The sequence below is a fragment of the Riemerella anatipestifer genome, assembly GCF_009932355.1.
Classification (GTDB): Bacteria; Bacteroidota; Bacteroidia; order Flavobacteriales; family Weeksellaceae; genus Riemerella; species Riemerella anatipestifer_E.
Genome location: NZ_LEKU01000023.1, coordinates 19,894 through 39,052, shown reverse-complemented (window position 1 = coordinate 39,052; position 19,159 = coordinate 19,894). Strand labels below are relative to the sequence as shown.

The following is a 19,159-nucleotide window of genomic DNA, read 5'->3' as shown; positions in this document are numbered from 1 at the left end:
ACAGTTTTTAATTATGCGTCTATTTTTGCATAAACTGCATTTTTCTCTATAAATTCTCTTCTTGGAGGTACTTCATCTCCCATAAGCATAGAGAAGATTCTATCTGCTTCACCCGCATTTTCTATATTCACTTGCTTTAGAATTCTGTTTTCTGGGTTAAGTGTAGTTTCCCAAAGCTGCTCAGGGTTCATTTCCCCAAGACCTTTATATCTTTGTACTTCTATGCCTTTACCATCGGCAGACATTTCTAAGGTTTTTTCTTCTCGCTCTTTCTCATTCCAAGCATATACCTTTTTGTTACCTTTTTTAAGAAGATATAAAGGTGGAGATGCAATATAAACATAACCTTGCTCAATAAGTTCCTTCATATAACGGAAGAAGAAGGTAAGTATAAGTGTAGAGATATGAGAACCGTCAATATCGGCATCGGTCATAATTACAATTTTATGATAACGAAGTTTACTTAAATTAAGAGCCTTGCTATCTTCCTCTGTACCAACGCTTACACCTAAAGCAGTATAGATATTTTTGATTTCCTCGTTTTCGTAAACTTTGTGTATCATAGATTTTTCTACATTAAGAATTTTACCTCTCAATGGTAGAATAGCTTGAAAATGTCTATCTCTTCCTTGTTTTGCAGTACCTCCCGCAGAGTCTCCCTCTACAAGGAATATCTCTGATTCGGCTGGGTCTTTTGATGAACAATCCGAAAGTTTACCAGGTAGTCCTGCTCCTCCCATAGGAGATTTACGCTGTACCATTTCTCTAGCTTTTTTAGCTGCCTGTCTTGCCTTAGCTGCTAGAACTACTTTCTGTACAATCTGTTTAGCTTCGGTAGGATTTTCTTCTAGGAAGTTGGTAAGCATTTCGCCTACTATTTTATCCACCGCACCAGAAACCTCGGAATTACCAAGTTTTGTTTTGGTTTGTCCTTCAAACTGAGGCTCCATTACTTTTACAGAGATTACGGCAGTAAGTCCTTCACGGAAGTCATCTCCCGTAATTTCCACTTTCTCTTTTTGAGGAATACCTAGGTCGTCTGCATATTTTTTAAGAGTTCTTGTAAGAGCTCGCCTAAATCCTGTAAGATGCGTACCTCCTTCGTGGGTATTTATATTATTGACATACGAGTGTAAGTTTTCCGTGAAAGAAGTGTTATATCTCATAGCAACTTCCACAGGAATATCATCTCTTTCTCCTTCCATAAAGATAACATTCTCCATAATGGATTCTCTGTTACCATCTATGAACTCTACAAACTCTTTAAGACCACCTTCGGATAAGAAAGTTTCTGTTAAGAATTCTCCTTTTTCGTCTTTTACTCTCTCGTCTGTAATAGTGATATTGATACCTTTATTCAAAAATGCTAACTCTCTAAGTCTAGCAGAAAGAGTATCATAGTTATAAACTAATTCGTTGAAAATACTTTCATCTGGTTGAAAGAAAACCTCTGTACCTCTATAATCGGTAGTTCCTATTTCTTGAACATCTTCTAAAGCTCTACCTTTAGAATATCTTTGTTGATAAATTTTTCCTTCTCTGTAAACCGTAGCAATGGTACTCGTGGATAAAGCATTAACACACGAAACCCCCACACCGTGGAGTCCACCAGAAACCTTGTAAGAGTCTTTATCAAACTTACCACCAGCACCTATTTTAGTCATTACTACCTCTAGCGCAGATTTTTGTTCTTTTTCGTGAAAATCTACAGGGATTCCTCGTCCGTTATCCTTTACACTAATAGAATTACCCTCGTGAATAGTAACTGTAATGGTATCGCAGTATCCTGCTAAAGCCTCATCTATAGAGTTATCTACAACCTCATATACCAAATGGTGCAAACCTCTCACTCCCACATCTCCAATGTACATAGAGGGTCTTAGCCTCACATGTTCAATCCCTTCTAAAGATTGGATACTACTAGCTGTATATTGTTTATTACTCATTATTCTTTATGATTTTTTTAAAGATTACAAATATACAAATTTTAAAAAAGAGATAAAAATAAAATTCTTGCTAATCCTCGTTAAGTTTATTTGATGAAATCTTTATTTATTGAAATTCTGCAACTTTTAAAGATTAGAATTTGTTGGGTTCAATAATGTAGCAAAAACCAAAACTCTATCACCAAATATTTTTTCTACTTCCACAGTGATATTAGGTAACTCATTTGTAATAAAGTTCGTTCTGTCTTCGGTGGTTCCGAAAATAAGTAACAGATTAAAATTAGTCCCTTCTTGTAGTCTTTCAGTTTCTACTTCGGAAGCAATATAATGTTTTAAATTTGGGGTTTCTCTATAATGGCTTATGATACTTTCGTTGAAGTATGTTTTCCATTCGGATATGTTTCCTTGTTCACAATGGAATGTTAAACTTAATATACTCATTTCTAAGTGTGTTATAAATAAATTAGTAAAATATCCTGCAAAAATCGGTATTTTTTTGTAAATTAGCCCTTTGATTTTAATGTAAAATTGAAGTAATAATTTATTTAGTATAATAAAAAAGACTTATGCATAAAGAAGGAGAAAGGTTAATACCTATCAATATTGTGGACGAAATGAAGTCCTCTTATATTGACTACTCAATGTCCGTTATTGTATCTCGTGCCTTGCCAGATGTAAGGGACGGATTAAAGCCTGTACATCGTAGGGTTTTATATGGTATGTATGGATTGGGAGTTTTTTCAAATAAAAAATATTTAAAATCTGCCAGAATTGTAGGAGATGTTTTGGGTAAATATCATCCACATGGTGATAGATCTGTTTATGACGCTATGGTGCGTATGGCACAACCATGGAGTTTAAGGTATCCGCAAGTAGATGGTCAGGGTAATTTTGGTTCTATGGACGGCGACCCACCAGCAGCTATGCGTTATACCGAAGCTAGACTGAAAAAAATATCTGATGAAATTCTATCAGATTTAGATAAAGAAACTGTTGATTTTCAAAATAACTTCGATGATAGTTTACAGGAGCCTACAGTGTTGCCTACTAAAATTCCTAACCTTTTAGTAAATGGTACATCTGGTATTGCGGTAGGTATGGCAACTAATATGGCGCCTCATAACTTATCGGAATCGGTAGACGCTATCTGTGCTTATATAGATAATAAGGAGATAGAAATAGATGAGTTAATGAAATATATCATCGCTCCTGACTTCCCTACGGGAGGAATTATCTACGGCTACGACGGAGTTAGAGATGCGTTCCATACAGGAAGAGGGCGAATTGTATTAAGAGCTAAAGTCGCTTTTGAAGAGATTGGAAACCGTAATGCCATTATCGTTACCGAAATCCCTTATTTGGTGAATAAAGCTGAAATGATAGCTAGAACATCAGAGTTGGTAAAAGAGGATAAAATACAGGGTATTCACGAAATTAGAGACGAGTCTGATAGGAGAGGTATGCGTGTGGTTTATGAACTTAAAAACGATGCAATACCTAATGTAGTTCTTAACCTATTGTATAAATATACGGCGTTACAAACTTCGTTCAGTGTTAATAATATTGCTTTAGTAAAGGGTAGACCACAACAGCTTAACTTAAAAGATATTATTGTTCACTTTGTGGAGCATCGCCACGAGATTGTAATTCGTAGAACTCAGTATGAGCTTAAAAAAGCGAGAGAAAGAGCTCATATCTTAGAAGGTTTTATGAAAGTTATTGCAACTCAAGATACTTTAGATAAGGCAATTTCTATCATTAGACATTCAGCAACGCCGCAAGCCGCTAAAGAAGGTTTGATTGCAGAGTTTGAACTTTCGGACATACAAGCTCAAGCCATTTTGGATTTAAGATTAGCTAGGCTTACAGGTATGGAGCTAGATAAAATCCGTGATGAATACAAAGCCATTATGGATTTAATTAACGACTTAGAGGATATTCTTTCCAACGAAGTTAGACGCTACCAAATCATCAAAGATGAATTGCTAGAAGTTAAAGAAAAATATGGTGATGAAAGAAGAACGGAAATAGATTACTCTGGAGGGGAAATGTCTATAGAAGACTTCATTCCTAACGAAGAGGTGGTACTTACTATTTCTCACGCTGGATACATCAAGAGAACGCTCCTTTCAGAATACAAAACTCAGAGTAGAGGCGGAGTGGGGAACCGTGCGGCATCTACAAGAGATGAAGATTTCTTAGAATACATTGTTTCTGCTACCAACCACCAGTATATGCTATTCTTTACGGAAAAAGGTAAGTGCTACTGGTTGAGAGTGTTTGAAATTCCTGAAGGTTCTAAAACAGCTAAAGGTAGAGCAATACAGAACTTAATCAATATAGAACCTGATGATAAAATCAAGGCTTACATTAGAACCAATGATTTAAAGGACTCTGAGTATGTTAAGCAGATGTATGTGGTAATGATTACCAAAAACGGAACTATCAAGAAAACTTCGTTAGAGGCTTACTCTAGGCCTAGAACCAATGGTATCCACGCCATAGAAATTAGAGAGGACGACCAGCTTCTAGGAGCAAAACTTACCAACGGTAACTCCGAGATAATGATAGCTACTAAAAATGGTAAATGTATCCGTTTCCCAGAAGAGAAAGCAAGAGCGGTAGGTAGAACTTCCATTGGGGTAAGAGGTATTTCTCTAGAAGACAACGACGAGGTAATTGGTATGATAGTTGTAAATGACATAGAGAATGAAACTGTTTTGGTAGTTTCTGAAAAGGGCTATGGTAAGAGAACTGCAGTAGAAGACTATCGTGTTACTAACCGTGGAGGTAAAGGGGTTATTACTCTCAACATTACTGAAAAAACAGGTCAGCTTATTGCGATACAATCAGTGGTAGATGGTAACGATTTAATGATTATCAATAAATCAGGAGTTGCAATAAGAATGTCGGTAGATAATATGCGTGTTATGGGTAGAAATACCCAAGGTGTAAGGCTGATTAATCTTAAAAATAATGATGAAATAGCAGCCGTAGCAAAAGTGGAGGCAGAGAAAGATGTAGAGGACGAAGAAATGGAAGAATCTAATGATGAGACTGTAAATCCATCTGAAGAAAATTCAGAGGAATAGTATTCAAAATAAAATAATAAATATATTAAAATAGTATGAAAAAAGTTATTTTAAGTATTGCTGTGTTTTCAACAACACTAGCATTTTCACAAAAAAAGGAAATTCAAAACGCGTTCAAAGCAATAGAGTCAGGTGATATCGCGGCTACTAATGCAGAACTTTCAAAAGCAGAAGTTCTTATTGGTAGCAAATCATATTTAGTAGAGCCTAGTTTATTAGAACAATATTATTACTCTAAAGGAGTAGCTCTTATAAAGTCTGGTAAAACTACAGAAGGAGCTACTTGGCTAGGTAAAATAGGAGATTTAAGTAAATCTAAAATCTATACAGGTAAAGATGCTGATAAAAATAAAGTTTATTTTGTAGGAAAAGAAGCTGCTGACACTAGTGGTATAGCAGGACTTAAAGAGGAGTCTTATGTATCTAAATTATCAGATAAGTTACCGCAGTTAATTAATCCTATGTTAAAAACAGCCGGAGATGAGGCTTATCAGGCTTACCAAGCAAAAAATCATATAAAGGCTGCTGCTAAATATTTAGAGGTTTATAACCTTCTAAAGGCTGCTGGTACAGATGATAAATTATATCAGTACTATGCAGGTCTAAACTATGCACTTGCAAATGATAAATCTAAAGCCATAGAGGTGTACTCTGATTTAATTAAAAGCGGTTACACAGGAGTTACAACCATATATAAGGCTAAAAATAAAAAGACAGGGCAAGATGAAAATCTAGATAAAAATGGTTTTGAAACTTTAAAGAGATTAGGTTCTGCTTCGGATTATACTGATTTTAGAACAGAACAAACGCCTAGTATCGAACAAGAATTATATGAAACTAATGCAGCCTTGCTTATTGATTCTGAAAGATACACAGACGCTTTAAATTTATTGGAGAAGGGTATTAAAAAATTCCCTAAAAGTAGTAAATTATCAGAGTTACAAGGTACAGCTTATTATAAGTCAGGAAAAACTAACGAGTTTATCAATAACTTAAGAAATGTAGTTGCTTCTAATCCTAATGATAAAGTAAGTTGGTATAATTTAGGGGTTCTTTTAAGTAAAGATGAAGCTAAATTAAATGAAGCAGAAGGTGCATTTAAAAGAGCTTTAGAAATAGACCCTGATTATGTTCCTGCTATTCAGGGCATATTCTATAATGTTTATATGTTAGGTGATGATGGTAAAGTTATAGAGAAAGCAGAAGCTGCTAGAAAAGCAAAAAAAATGGACGAGTTTAATAAAATCTTACAAGATAGAAGAGACAGATTTGCTAAGGGATTACCTTATTTAGAAAAGTGGTATTCTTTAGAGCCTAAAAATCCTGAAATTGTAAGTTTATTAAAAGGAGTTTATCAAACTTTACGTAAAGAAGATAAAGTAAAGGAAATGAAGGCTGTAGAAGATAGTCTTAAAAAATAAAAGCTAAAATGGTATGATTATTGTTATGATAACCATACCATTTTTAACTTAAATTATTAACCATAAAAAATAAATTATTATGTCAAAAAGAGGAAATAACTCAGTAGGTGTATTAGTAGGTCTTTTAGCAGGAGCAGCTGTAGGTGTTGCTTTAGGAATGCTTTATGCTCCAGAAGAGGGAAAGACAACTAGAAAAAAATTGAAAAGAAAGGCTGAGGATTTAAAGGATCAAGCAGAAAAAGAATACAAAAAAGCCTATGAAAAAGTAAAAGACCAGTATCAAGATTTATCAGAGAAAACTAAATCTAATGTAGATAAAGTGGTTTCTAATGTTAAAGAAACTTATGATAAATACAAAGGTCAAGTAGTAGATAAAGCTAATGAAGTAGCTAAAGATGTAGAGTCAGAATTAGATGGCTTGAAGTAAAAAATACACAAATAAAAAAGGAACTTGAAATACAGTTCCTTTTTCATAAAAATTAGACAAAAATAAGATTGATGATAAACTTCTTTAAGAATTACGCACAAAAAAGGCTTGATTTAATAAAAATGGAAGCTACCGAAAAAATGTCTATTAAAGCAGGTAATATAGCTTTCTTAGTTATTTTAAGTATTTTCTTCTTATTTTTATTTATATTTCTCAATATAGGATTGGCTATACTAATAGGCTATTATATACAAAATATGGCTTATGGTTTTCTAATAATCTCTGGGATTTACTTATTTTTAATAATTCTACTTTTACTACTCAAAAATTCTATAAAAGAGGGGATTGCTAATATAATTATAAAATCTATAAACAAATAATATGGGTACTAAATATAGAAGTCTTTCCGAATTAAGGGCTCAAAAATCTTTGTTGAAAAATGAAATTTCTGATATGGAAAAAGTAATTACCTTCAAAAAACCTAAAAGTTCTTTGAGTTTAATAACTAAAGGATTTACTGATAAGTTTATAGAGGAGAAAAGTAATGAAAGTGGCGCTAACAAAATTTCTATAAATACAGGTAATATTGTAAAAGAGGTAACCAAAGAAATTAAAAATAGAGTATCTAATAGAAACTCAGACTCTTCACTTTTAACATTAAAAAATGAAGGATTAGGGGAGAGTGTAGTAGATGGCTTTCTCAAAGTTGGCTTAGTAGGTACAGTCAGCAACTATGCTAAAAATAATCTTAAAAACCCTAATTGGAAGAAGAGAGCTATAGGTTTATTTCTTGTTTATGTAGCACCGCTAGTTATTAGGCAGTTAAGAACATTCCTAGACGATTACCAACGAAAACAAACTGCTAAGAGTATCAATAGATTGATATAATCTATTTTTATTGAAGGGTAAGTCTTATTTATTCAAACTTAGACTGAATATTAGAATTAAGTATCAAATAAAAAATCCGTATCTTTGCAGAAATTTTATAATATTTAATGAATTTATTTAGCGAGTCCAATTTAAGTCCTGAAATTCTTAAGGCAGTTGGCGAAATGGGGTTTGAAACTCCTACGGAGATCCAAAAACAAAGTATTCCTTTTATTTTATCAGATGTTAGAGATCTGATAGCACTAGCGCAAACAGGAACAGGGAAGACAGCAGCGTTTTCATTACCTATCTTAGATATGATAGATGACACTAGTAGAAAAATCCAACTTTTGGTACTTTGTCCTACTAGAGAGCTTTGCTTACAAATAGCAAAAGACATAAAAAATTACTCCAAATATCAACCTAATATTAAATCTGTAGCAGTTTACGGTGGTAGTAGTATTACAGACCAAATTCGTAGCCTTAGAGATAAGCCTCAGATTATTGTAGGAACACCAGGTAGAGTGATAGACTTAATTAACAGAAAGGCATTAGATTTTTCAAGTATCCATTGGTTGGTATTAGATGAAGCGGATGAGATGCTTTCTATGGGCTTTAAAGACGATTTAGAAACCATTCTAAGTGAAACACCAGAAACTAAACAAACTTTACTCTTTTCAGCTACGATGAATAAAGAGGTTGAAAGGATTTCTAAAAGTTATCTTACCAACCCTCACCGTATTTCTGTAGGTTCTATCAATGCTGTTAAGAAGAATATTAGCCACGAATATTATGTGGTAAATTATAGACAGAAGAAAGAAGCACTTAAGCGCCTTATAGATGCTAATCCTAATCAATATTCCATTATTTTCTGTCGTACTAGAATGGAAGCTAAAGAGGTCGCTGACTATCTAATGCAGAATGGCTATGCCGCTGATGCTTTACATGGAGATTTATCACAAGCACAGAGAGATACAGTGATGCTTAAGTTTAGACTTAAAAATATTGATATTTTAGTAGCTACAGATGTAGCGGCTAGAGGGTTAGATGTAGATTCACTTACTCATGTGATTCACTACTCTTTACCTGATGACCCAGAAGTTTTTGTTCATAGAAGTGGTAGAACAGGACGTGCAGGGAAAGATGGTATTTCTATGGCTCTTATAAAGCCTGAAGAAACAAGAAAGCTGAAGCACATTAAAGTTCAAACACAAATAGAACTTAAAGAAAAACCAATCCCTAAAGGAGAAGATATCATTAAAGCTCAAGTAGCAGGAGTATTTGAGCATTTGTTTACAGAACATGAAACTTATTTTGATTTTGATGATAGTCTTATTCCTGATTTATCGCAGTTTTCAAAAGAGGAATTGGTGCATCAGTTGTTACAATTTCAGTTGAGAGATTTAGCTTTATACTATAAAAATAGGAACGACTTATCAGACCAAAAACTAAAAAAAGAAGGTGATATCAAGGAAAGTCGTAGAGAGGGAAGACGAGATAAGGGAGAAAGAAGTAGAGACAGAGGAGGAAGGAAAAGTAAAAAATCTAATTCTGACATGGTGAGATTTTTCTTTAATTTAGGCAAAAGAGACCAATTAAAGAAAGTAGATATGTTGGATATTATTAACAAATCAACTAAAAAATCTAAAAAAAGAGCTGATATTGGGGATATTGAAATTTTGGATAAGTTTACTTTCTTTGAAGTAGAGAAATCATTCAAGAATGAAATCCTTAACAACATTTCTTCTATGAAATTTAAAGGTAAAGAAATGAGAGCCGAAGTAGCTAACTAGGAAAAATAAAAAAGGGATACTCACATTTGAGCGTCCCTTTTTTATGTTTTTAATTTTATCTATCTATAGACCCCATTACTTTTTGTGCAAAGCTGTTGAGGGCGTCTTTTTCGGCCATTCCTTCTTGTACATTATGATGTACTTCCATAGCTCCACAGATATTAGTTATCATTTCGCCGATTAAGTTCATTTCTTCTTCGGATACGCCCCTAAACTCGGTATAAGATTCTAAAACCTCTAGCGTTGCTGCTAGATTTTCGGCAGTATTATTTTGATAGAATTGTCTTATAATTGGTAATTTCATTGCTTATTTAATTTCGTTAAACAAATTGTTAAGACTTTCAGCTTGATTGGTTTGCACTTGGTTTACCAATGCTCCATTTTTAAAAGCGGCAAAAGTAGGTAGATTATCTACTTTAGCAAGTTTACGGCTTTCAGGAAGTTTCTCCGCATCTACATAGTAGAATGGTATATCTTCATTTTCCGAAGCTAATTTTTTAAACTTAGGTTTCATTATACGGCAGTTACCACACCATGAAGCACCGTATTGTACCATTACTTTTTCATTCTCGTTTACTATTTGTTGAAGTTGATCTTCTGTTAATTCTTGATACATTGTATTGTATTTTTAAGTTAAAAGTATTAAAAAAGAGGTCTGAGAAAAAAATCAAACCTCTTTTTATAAATTACTATTTTTAGTGTTTTGCTAAATATTCTGCGGTTGATTTTCTATCAGCATGCATAGCCTCTTTACCTTCTTCCCAGTTAGCAGGGCAAACTTCACCGTGCTTCTGTACATGAGTGTAGGCATCTATAAGTCTTAAAAACTCTTTTACATTTCTACCCAAAGGCATATCGTTTACTGCTTCGTGGAAAATTTTTCCTGTTTCATCTATCAGATAAGTAGCTCTGTAAGTTACATTTGAACCTGAAAGAATTTCGTTTCCTTCTTCATCATAATCAAAGTCTTGATCTACAATTCCTAAAGCATTAGCTAGCTGTCTGTGAGTATCTGCTAAGATTGGGTAAGTAACGCCCTCAATACCACCATTATCTTTAGGTGTGTTTAACCAAGCGAAGTGTACTTCGTTAGTATCACAAGAAGCACCGATTACTTTAGTATTTCTCTTTTCAAACTCGCCTAGAGCTTCTTGAAAAGCGTGTAATTCCGTTGGACAAACAAAAGTAAAATCCTTTGGATACCAAAATAACAATACTTTTTGTTGGTTTTTTGTTGCTTCTTCTAGAACGTTAATTCTTAGATTATCTCCCATTTCAGATATTGCATCTACTGTAATGTTTGGGAAAGGTCTTCCTACTAATGACATATTATTTATATTTTTTTGAGTTATTTAAAATTTTCTTTTACAAAGATAAAAAGATTCAGTTAATGAATTACACTATTATTGATAGTTAATATCTATCAACTAAAAAGAATTTATGAGTTAAACATTATATTTAGCTAAAGTTTCTTTGATACGCTTCATCGCTTCAATTATCTGTTCATCGGAAGTGGCATAAGATAAGCGAATACAATTGGTATCTCCGAATGATACACCTCCAACAGTAGCCACATGAGCTTTTTCTAAAAGAAACATCGCAAAATCGTCAGAGTTGTTAATGATGGTATTTCCCAAGGTTTTTCCAAAATAGTGAGAAACATCAGGGAAAAGATAGAATGCACCTTTAGGCAGATTACATTTAAAACCTGGTATTTCGGATATAAGTTGATGAGCTAGATTTCTTCTTTCTTTAAACTTATCTATCATCGGCTGCAATTCCGATGGCTGCATTTCTAATGCCGTAATAGAAGCGATTTGTGCAATGGTATTAGCCCCAGAAGTTACTTGCCCTTGTATTTTGTCGCAAGCAGATGCCAACCACTGCGGAGCAGCAGAGTAGCCTATTCTCCATCCTGTCATAGCATAAGCCTTAGAAACTCCATTGATGACAACCGTCTGATTAAACACTTGTGGAAACTGGGCAATAGAAGTATGTTTACCTTCGTAATTTAAAAACTCATAAATTTCGTCAGAAATTATCACAACCTCTGGATATTTGGCTAAAGTATTAGCGATAGCTTCCAATTCTTCATAGGTATAAAAACTTCCAGAAGGATTACAAGGCGAACTAAATAAAATCGCTTTAGTCTTTGGGGTAATAGCGGCTTCTATTTGTTTAGGAGTTACCTTAAAATCAGTTTCTATAGAAGTTTCTATAAAAACGGAATTTCCGCCCATCATTCTTACCATTTCGTCGTAGCTTACCCAATATGGCGAAGGCAAAATGACTTCATCTTCGTCGTCTATAAGCGCTGCTAATACATTAGAAATGGACTGTTTAGCTCCCGTAGAAACACAAATTTGACTTGGAGAGTAGTCCAAATTATTATCTCTTTTTAACTTATTACAAATAGCTTGTCTAAGTTCAAGAAATCCTGTTATAGGAGAGTAATGACTATAATTATCGTCAATAGCTTTCTTAGCAGCTAATTTTATTTTTTCAGGAACATCAAAATCTGGTTCACCCAAAGTCATACTAATAACATCTATACCTTCCGCTTTCATAGCACGGGCTTTATTAGACATTACAAAGGTTTGGGAATAGCTCAGTCTCTCAACGCGTTTAGATAATTTGCTCATAGTATATTTTTATTAGCAACAAAATTACGGATTTTGATTAAACATTTCATCATATTTATGGCTTAAATGTAAAGCGAGATTAAATCAAAATAAATAGTTATTTTTGCTAAAAATATCATCACAATGAATAACACTTCTGATTCTAAATTTAAAAAATGGCTTAAACGAGTAGGTTGGGGAGGACTAATCTTCTTTACCGCAAAGGGGTTGGTTTGGTTAGCTGTATTTTATTTCGGTGCGGATGCTTTAAAGGGGTGTGTGAATAATTAAATTCTGTATAAGATTTCTTTAAACTAAGTTATACTGCAAAACAACTTTGAATTTTGAAATAAACCTAAACCATAAATAAAATGAAAATTACTAAAAGGGAAGTTATGTTTTTCATAGCAGGAATCTTAACCATGTTGATAGTTGAAACTGTTTGCGATTGGAATGAAAGCAAAACGGCATTTCAAAATGGTTTGGAAGATGGCGGTAAAATTTTAAAGCCATAAAAATCATAATGAAATAAAAGACAGTTGAATAGTTTTAAAGTTGAAATTATTTAACTACCCGTTATTGTAAATATCAAATATGATAAACTTTGAAAACCATTTGTCAGAAATTTTAGACTTACCAGATACTTGTCTTGATTTTTGTAAGAATGAATACGAAATAAAAAATATTAAAAAAAACACCTTTTTATTAAGAGAAGGCGAGGTGGCTAAATGGGCTGTTTTCGTAGAAAACGGACTTTTAAGAATGTATTCCATAGATGCCCAAGGTAAAGAACACATCATTCAGTTTGCTCCAGAAAAATGGTTGCTTTCGGATAGAAACAGTTTATTCTTTGATGAAAAATCTAAATTCTATATAGAGGCAGTAGAAGATAGCCAAGTCTTATTACTAAAACCTTCATTTTTTGCTCAAATAATAGAAAAGTTTCCACAAACAGCCGCATCACAAGAGATGTTATTGCAAAAACACATCAGAAATTTACAAAACAGAGTTAATTCTTTATTGGGTGCAACAGCCGAAGAAAGATACTTAGATTTCATAAAAATGTATCCCGATATTTTGCAACGAGTACCACAATGGATGGTGGCTTCCTATTTAGGGATTACCCCAGAAAGTTTAAGCAGAGTTAGAAAGAATATTGCAGAAAAAGGGAAACTTTAATCTAAAGATAACTTTCTTTAGAAAACCGAATTATTTTTCTAAGTCTTATATTTGCGGAATGAATCAGCAAGATACCATTTGTGCACTAGCTACAGCCAATGGAGTAGGAGCTATAGGCATTATTAGAGTTTCGGGAGATAACTCTATTAACATTACAAATACTATTTTTAAAGGGAAAGATTTAACTAAAGTTGACTCTCACACGCTTCATTACGGATTTATCGTTCAAGGCGAGGAAGTGATAGATGAAGTCATGATAAGCGTTTTTAAAGCTCCGAAAAGCTTTACCACAGAGGATTCCGTAGAGATTTCGTTTCATGGGTCGCCTTTCATTGGTAAAAGGATTTTAGATTTATTGATAGCCAACGGTTGCAGAATGGCTAAGGCTGGGGAATTCAGTATGAGAGCCTTTATGAATGGTAGGATAGACCTTTCCCAAGCCGAGTCTATAGCAGACCTTATAGCCTCCGAAAGTGAGGCAGCAAGAAAAGTAGCTCTTAATCAATTAAAAGGTGGTATTTCTAATGAAATTTCTATTTTACGGAACGATTTACTTAATTTCACTTCTCTTATAGAACTTGAGCTTGATTTTGCTGAAGAAGATGTAGAATTTGCTGACCGAACTGAATTGACTCAATTATTACAAAAACTAAAGTCTAAACTTGGTGGCTTATTAGAAAGTTTCCAATACGGAAATGCCGTTAAAAATGGAGTTCAAGTAGCTATCATTGGTAAGCCTAACGCAGGGAAATCTACTTTGCTAAACTCTTTACTAAAAGAGGAAAGAGCCATCGTTTCTGATATTGCAGGAACTACTAGAGACACCATAGAAGAAGTACTGCATATTGGTGGACACGCTTTTAGATTTATAGATACTGCAGGAATTAGAGATACCGCCGATAGAGTAGAGAGCATAGGTGTAGAAAAGGCTAAAGAAAAAATAAATACAGCAGATATTCTATTGTATTTATTTGATATAAAAGACAGTTCTCCTGACGAAATTATAAACTTTATTACCTCTTTGGAGCGTCCTGACCTTAAGGTTATTTTACTCCAAAACAAAATAGACTCTAGTAACGAGGCAGAAATCAATGATTTTTGGAAACAGTTAAAAGAGGCTCTCGTTCCTAATTTTACTCAAACCATTTTGGGAATTTCGGCTAAGGAAGGCAAGAATATAGAAATTTTAAAAAATGAACTGGTATCTTATATAGAGGAATTAAAAACTTCTGAAAGCACCATTATTACCAATCAGCGTCATCAAGAAGCATTACAAAAATCGCTTCTTTCGGTACAAAAAGTGGAGGAAGCCATCACAAATAGAATTTCTACTGAACTTTTAGCCTACGAACTCCGTGCTGCTATGGAGCATCTAGGTGAAATTTCTGGAGAGTTTACCAATGACGAAGTGCTAGGCAATATCTTTGGAAAATTCTGTATTGGAAAGTAAAATTTATAAAACTTACTTTAAATATTATACCTGATAATAATTTTGATTTAAAAGTCTAAAAATCATATTGTCAGATAATAAATTTTACATATATTTGCACCACTTTTTACGGACTTTTTTGAGCGAAAAGTAAAAAACTGTAATATTTAACCAACTTCAAAGCCCATTTATCCGTTTTAGCTCAAAGAATGGTAGTTTTGGATACAAATTATTTTATTATGTCAGAACAGACAAAACAACAAGAAGAGGTTCTTATGAACCAAAATGTAGCACCTGAAAATTTCGATTGGGATTCTTTTGAATCTGGTCTTAATGCTGAGGACAGAAACGAGAAAAAAGAACTTGAAGAAATCTACAAAGGTTCTTTAAGCGATTTAGCAGAAGATGATGTTATCGTAGGTAAAGTAGTAAGACTTACAGACAAAGAAGCTATCGTTGACATTGATTTCAAATCAGAAGGTGTTATTTCTCTTAACGAATTCCGTTACAACCCTAACCTAAAAGTAGGTGACGAGGTAGAAGTAATGGTGGATAGAAGAGAAGACAAAACAGGACAATTACAACTTTCTCATAAAAAAGCAAGAACGCTTAAGGCTTGGGATAAAGTAAACCAATATCACGAAAGTGGTGAGGTAGTAAACGGTTTCGTTAAGTCTAGAACAAAAGGAGGTATGATTGTAGATGTATTCGGTATCGAAGCATTCTTACCTGGTTCTCAGATAGATGTTAAGCCTATCAAAGATTACGACCAATATGTAGGTAAAACTATGGAGTTCAAAGTGGTTAAAATTAACCCTGAATTCAAAAATGTGGTGGTATCTCACAAAGCTCTTATCGAGGCTGATATCGAAGATCAGAAAAAAGAAATCATCGCTCAGCTTGAAAAAGGTCAAGTTCTTGAAGGAACAGTTAAGAACATCACTTCTTACGGTGTGTTTATTGACCTAGGTGGCGTTGATGGTCTAGTACACATTACAGACCTTTCTTGGTCTAGAGTAAACCACCCAACAGAAATCTTAGAAGATGGACAAACTGTGAAAGTGGTTATCCTTGACTTTGATGAGGATAAAACAAGAATCCAACTAGGTATGAAGCAGTTAGAAGCTCATCCTTGGGATGCTCTTGATGAAAACCTAAAAGTAGGAGATAAAGTAAAAGGTAAAGTAGTGGTATTGGCTGACTATGGTGCTTTCGTGGAAGTAGCTCCAGGTGTAGAAGGTCTTATCCACGTTTCTGAAATGTCTTGGAGCACACACCTTAGAAGTGCTGGAGACTTCGTAAAAGTAGGAGACGAGGTAGAGGCTCAAGTACTTACTTTGGATAAAGAAGAAAGAAAAATATCTTTAGGTATGAAACAACTTTCTGAAGATCCATGGGCTAATATCCAAGATAAATATCCATTAGGTTCTAAGCACTCTGGTACTGTAAGAAACTTTACTAACTTTGGTGTGTTCTTAGAATTAGAAGAAGGAATTGATGGACTTATCTATATTTCTGACCTTTCTTGGACTAAGAAAATCAAACATCCATCTGAATTCTGCAGCGTAGGAGATAAGTTAGATGTTGTAGTTCTAGAACTAGATGTAGATGCTAGAAGACTTTCTTTAGGTCATAAGCAACTTACAGAAAATCCTTGGGATAAATTCGAAACTAAATATGCTGAAGGCACTGTACATACAGGAGTAGCATCTGATGTTTTTGATAAAGGAGCGCAAGTTAAATTCGAAGATGTAGAGGTAGAAGCTTTCTGTCCTGCTAGATTACTTGAAAAAGAAGATGGTTCTAAAATCAAGAAAGGAGATGAAGCTGAATTCAAAGTAATCGAATTCAATAAAGAATTCAAGAGAGTGGTAGTATCTCACACAGGTCTTTTCCGTGAAGAAGAAAAGAAAAATGTAAAAGAAGCTGCTGCTAAAAGCTCTGCATCTGAAGAAAAAACAACTTTAGGAGATATTGATGCTCTTGCAGAACTTAAAAAGAAAATGGAAGAAGGTAAATAATCTAAATAATTAGATTAGATACTTTTCTAAAATATCTTTAAACCGTCTCAGAATTGAGGCGGTTTTTATTTTGATGCCAAAATAAAAGAAATGAGTATATAAAAAATGAAGTTTTAATATATAAAGAACTTTCTATATGTATATGTCATTTTATTTAGATTTGACTATACAATAAATATTTATTTAACATAATATAAATTATAGGAAAATTCTGAACTAAAAAAAGAGACCGATATTATTCGGTCTCTTCGAGTATTTTATAAACCTATATTAGTGTTTATTTTAAACTTCTTAGTTATATTCTTAGGAATACCATCTTTATGAAGTAAAATACCTGTTGTTTTATATAATACATACGGCTTAGTTACATAAAGATAACCTTCATAATCGTTGGTTGTTCCCCAAGAGTTTTTCACCATATAATATTCTTTACCTGTTTGGTCCTTAGCAATACCTACAATGTGCATACCGTGGTCGTCTGTTGTTGTAAGATTGTTAAGAGCTTCCTGGCGCATTTCTTCCGTAATTTTTTTATCAGGTTTTGGACCTTTAAATAAATCTTTTTTAGTAGCTGCATTAAGATTATCCAAATCTAAATCTGGTACATAAGCCACGCCATTTTTGTACGAGAAATAAGGTTCAGATACATCTGTTGCCCAACCTACGGTGTGTCCATTATTTATAGCGTAATCTATGATTGTTGTAAGATCTTCCATTGGGACATTCCACATAGTTTCGTGGCTCCAGTTGTCTGGAATAGGCACTACAAATCTTTCATAATAAGCATAATCTTTATATGATGATATACCTACATAATCTTCAGGAACAATCCCAACTACCTCTTTAGCAAAGGTTTGAGGCGTGTATTGTTTACCTTTATAAGTAAACTGAGTTGGATACTTACCTAAATAACTATCCAAAATAGCATCTATATTAGACAACCAGTTAGACGATAATTTCCCTGATGGATTTTTAACATAAGCATCTAGCATTGATTTTATAATTGCTTGCATTTCAGAGAAATTGTTTCTCGTTTGCCCTTCCTTTAAACCAGAATACACTTCTTGAGGAACTGCACCATATTTGCGATACATATTGATAACATCGTGTAATTCGCCACCATCTCCCCAAGAAATAGCTCCACCATTAAGTACATAAAGTTTGGCTTTATCGTGATAAGAATTTCTAGCAGTAAATATTTCTGCTAAATCAACAGGAGTTTTCCCCATTCTTATCATTTCAGATTCTAAGAAAGAGTTTCCTGAGTAGCTCCAACAAGTTCCTGAAGAACCTTGGTCTTTTACAGGCGTAGCACCATTCTCTTTAATTACCGTAAATTTAAAATCAGGATTTTCGGATTGATTGTTTTTCAGGCTATTCACTAAGCCATCTTGAGCAAACGCAAAAGTTGCACAAGATACCATTACTAAAGCTGTTAGTTTCGTTTTTATCATAATATATAGTATAAAAGGTTAATTTTAGTATAAAATTTTTAGTTTTTCAGTTGAAACCTTTACCGATATGGGTGAAGATATTTCGTGATATTCACCATCTAGATGCCAATCTTTAGTACTCGCTTCAAAAGAGAAACTCTCTTTTTTCAAAAAGGTTACAAATTGGTCATTTTTCAGTTGTTTTTTAAACATTCTCATTGCAAATATTGAAGCATACCAAAGTGGAAATTTTTTAACCAAAACTAAATCCAAAAGTCCATCGTTAGCCGATGCCTTCGGAGCTATGTAAGCGTGATTTCCAAACTGTCTAGTATTTGCAATATTGAACATCAAATATTTACCATTATATTTTTTCAGTTCTTCTTCTTTAAAGTTAATCTGAATAGGACGATATTTAAAAAAAGTTTTAATACTCGTTTTAATATAATTGGCAAACCCTCTATTTGTATTTTCGAATGCTTTGGTAACGGCACCATCAAAACCAATACCTGAAACATTGATGGAAAGCTGACCATTCACTGTAAAAGTATCAACCTCTCTACTTTTAGGATTTTTCATTTTATTAATTAAAGAACTAATATCCTTAGTAAAATCCATTTCGTAAGCAAAACCATTACCTGACCCCGCTGGATAAATTCCTAAAATTTTATCCGTGCCTATCAGTTTTTTAGCGATACTAGAAATAGTACCATCGCCTCCTACGGCAATAAAAATATCTGCTTTTGAAAAATTATTTTCTATAAAAACCTCCGTCCCTTTTACCGAATCTGAAATATAGTACAATGCCTGAGGAAACTCCTTTTCCATTTTTTCTAGAAAAGATTGATATTTCCCCTTTGCTGAAAAAGGATTGATGATAAACGCTAAATTCTGCATAACCTAACAAATATAACACTTTTACCTTTAGTT

At 33.6% G+C, this 19,159-nt stretch carries 19 protein-coding genes; 11 read left to right on the top strand and 8 right to left on the bottom strand.

Annotated features, from left to right (window positions below):
• Window positions 1-11: 11 nt before the first annotated feature.
• On the bottom strand, window positions 12-1,946 hold the full coding sequence (gene gyrB, locus GXW81_RS08780; protein WP_161532014.1) for a DNA topoisomerase (ATP-hydrolyzing) subunit B: 1,935 nt from the start codon (window positions 1,944-1,946) through the stop codon (window positions 12-14).
• A gap of 126 nt (window positions 1,947-2,072) precedes the next feature.
• A complete protein-coding gene (locus GXW81_RS08775; RefSeq protein WP_161532013.1) occupies window positions 2,073-2,387 on the bottom strand; it encodes a DUF4286 family protein in 315 nt (104 codons plus the stop codon).
• Between the two features lie 125 nt (window positions 2,388-2,512).
• Between GXW81_RS08775 and gyrA the strand changes: the two genes are divergently transcribed.
• From gyrA to GXW81_RS08745, 6 genes are all read left to right on the top strand, one after another.
• Window positions 2,513-5,038, top strand: a complete 2,526-nt coding sequence (gene gyrA, locus GXW81_RS08770) for a DNA gyrase subunit A (RefSeq protein WP_161532012.1) — start codon at window positions 2,513-2,515, stop codon at window positions 5,036-5,038.
• Between the two features lie 35 nt (window positions 5,039-5,073).
• On the top strand, window positions 5,074-6,459 hold the full coding sequence (locus tag GXW81_RS08765) for a tetratricopeptide repeat protein (protein WP_154136777.1): 1,386 nt from the start codon (window positions 5,074-5,076) through the stop codon (window positions 6,457-6,459).
• A 79-nt stretch (window positions 6,460-6,538) separates the two neighbouring features.
• Window positions 6,539-6,886 (top strand): YtxH domain-containing protein, encoded by a 348-nt coding sequence (locus GXW81_RS08760; RefSeq protein WP_161532011.1) that lies wholly within the window; start codon window positions 6,539-6,541, stop codon window positions 6,884-6,886.
• Between the two features lie 71 nt (window positions 6,887-6,957).
• On the top strand, window positions 6,958-7,266 hold the full coding sequence (locus GXW81_RS08755) for a phage holin family protein (protein ID WP_154136779.1): 309 nt from the start codon (window positions 6,958-6,960) through the stop codon (window positions 7,264-7,266).
• A gap of 1 nt (window position 7,267) precedes the next feature.
• Window positions 7,268-7,774 carry a hypothetical protein gene (locus GXW81_RS08750; RefSeq protein WP_161532010.1) on the top strand — a complete coding sequence of 169 codons (507 nt, stop codon included), beginning with the start codon at window positions 7,268-7,270 and terminating at the stop codon, window positions 7,772-7,774.
• Window positions 7,775-7,881: 107 nt separating this feature from the next.
• Window positions 7,882-9,546 carry a DEAD/DEAH box helicase gene (locus tag GXW81_RS08745; RefSeq protein WP_161532009.1) on the top strand — a complete coding sequence of 555 codons (1,665 nt, stop codon included), beginning with the start codon at window positions 7,882-7,884 and terminating at the stop codon, window positions 9,544-9,546.
• A 55-nt stretch (window positions 9,547-9,601) separates the two neighbouring features.
• On the opposite strand, the gene GXW81_RS08740 is transcribed toward GXW81_RS08745, so the two are convergent.
• From GXW81_RS08740 to GXW81_RS08725, 4 genes are all read right to left on the bottom strand, one after another.
• On the bottom strand, window positions 9,602-9,850 hold the full coding sequence (locus GXW81_RS08740) for a DUF6952 family protein (protein ID WP_014938865.1): 249 nt from the start codon (window positions 9,848-9,850) through the stop codon (window positions 9,602-9,604).
• Window positions 9,851-9,853: 3 nt separating this feature from the next.
• Window positions 9,854-10,162, bottom strand: a complete 309-nt coding sequence (locus GXW81_RS08735) for a co-chaperone YbbN (RefSeq protein WP_014938864.1) — start codon at window positions 10,160-10,162, stop codon at window positions 9,854-9,856.
• A 79-nt stretch (window positions 10,163-10,241) separates the two neighbouring features.
• Entirely contained in the window at window positions 10,242-10,874 is a 633-nt protein-coding gene (locus GXW81_RS08730; protein WP_014938863.1) for a peroxiredoxin, read from the bottom strand.
• A gap of 117 nt (window positions 10,875-10,991) precedes the next feature.
• On the bottom strand, window positions 10,992-12,188 hold the full coding sequence (locus GXW81_RS08725) for a pyridoxal phosphate-dependent aminotransferase (RefSeq protein WP_161532008.1): 1,197 nt from the start codon (window positions 12,186-12,188) through the stop codon (window positions 10,992-10,994).
• A gap of 123 nt (window positions 12,189-12,311) precedes the next feature.
• Here GXW81_RS08725 and GXW81_RS10365 point away from each other — a divergent pair, with 123 nt between their 5' ends.
• The 5 genes from GXW81_RS10365 to rpsA all read left to right on the top strand — a co-directional run bounded on the left by GXW81_RS10365 (window position 12,312) and on the right by rpsA (window position 16,796).
• Complete coding sequence (locus GXW81_RS10365) at window positions 12,312-12,458, top strand: hypothetical protein (RefSeq protein ID WP_004919138.1); 147 nt, start codon at window positions 12,312-12,314, stop codon at window positions 12,456-12,458.
• Between the two features lie 80 nt (window positions 12,459-12,538).
• A complete protein-coding gene (locus tag GXW81_RS08720) occupies window positions 12,539-12,682 on the top strand; it encodes a hypothetical protein (protein ID WP_161532007.1) in 144 nt (47 codons plus the stop codon).
• A gap of 79 nt (window positions 12,683-12,761) precedes the next feature.
• Window positions 12,762-13,346 (top strand): Crp/Fnr family transcriptional regulator, encoded by a 585-nt coding sequence (locus GXW81_RS08715; protein WP_161532006.1) that lies wholly within the window; start codon window positions 12,762-12,764, stop codon window positions 13,344-13,346.
• Window positions 13,347-13,404: 58 nt separating this feature from the next.
• On the top strand, window positions 13,405-14,796 hold the full coding sequence (gene mnmE, locus GXW81_RS08710) for a tRNA uridine-5-carboxymethylaminomethyl(34) synthesis GTPase MnmE (RefSeq protein ID WP_161532005.1): 1,392 nt from the start codon (window positions 13,405-13,407) through the stop codon (window positions 14,794-14,796).
• Window positions 14,797-15,014: 218 nt separating this feature from the next.
• Window positions 15,015-16,796 carry a 30S ribosomal protein S1 gene (rpsA, locus tag GXW81_RS08705; RefSeq protein WP_154136920.1) on the top strand — a complete coding sequence of 594 codons (1,782 nt, stop codon included), beginning with the start codon at window positions 15,015-15,017 and terminating at the stop codon, window positions 16,794-16,796.
• 257 nt (window positions 16,797-17,053) lie between these two features.
• Here rpsA and GXW81_RS08700 read toward each other — a convergent pair whose 3' ends face one another.
• Window positions 17,054-18,250: an aminopeptidase C gene (locus GXW81_RS08700; protein WP_161532004.1), complete on the bottom strand. Its 1,197-nt coding sequence runs from the start codon at window positions 18,248-18,250 to the stop codon at window positions 17,054-17,056.
• A 24-nt stretch (window positions 18,251-18,274) separates the two neighbouring features.
• Complete coding sequence (locus GXW81_RS08695) at window positions 18,275-19,126, bottom strand: diacylglycerol kinase family protein (RefSeq protein WP_161532003.1); 852 nt, start codon at window positions 19,124-19,126, stop codon at window positions 18,275-18,277.
• Window positions 19,127-19,159: the final 33 nt, after the last annotated feature.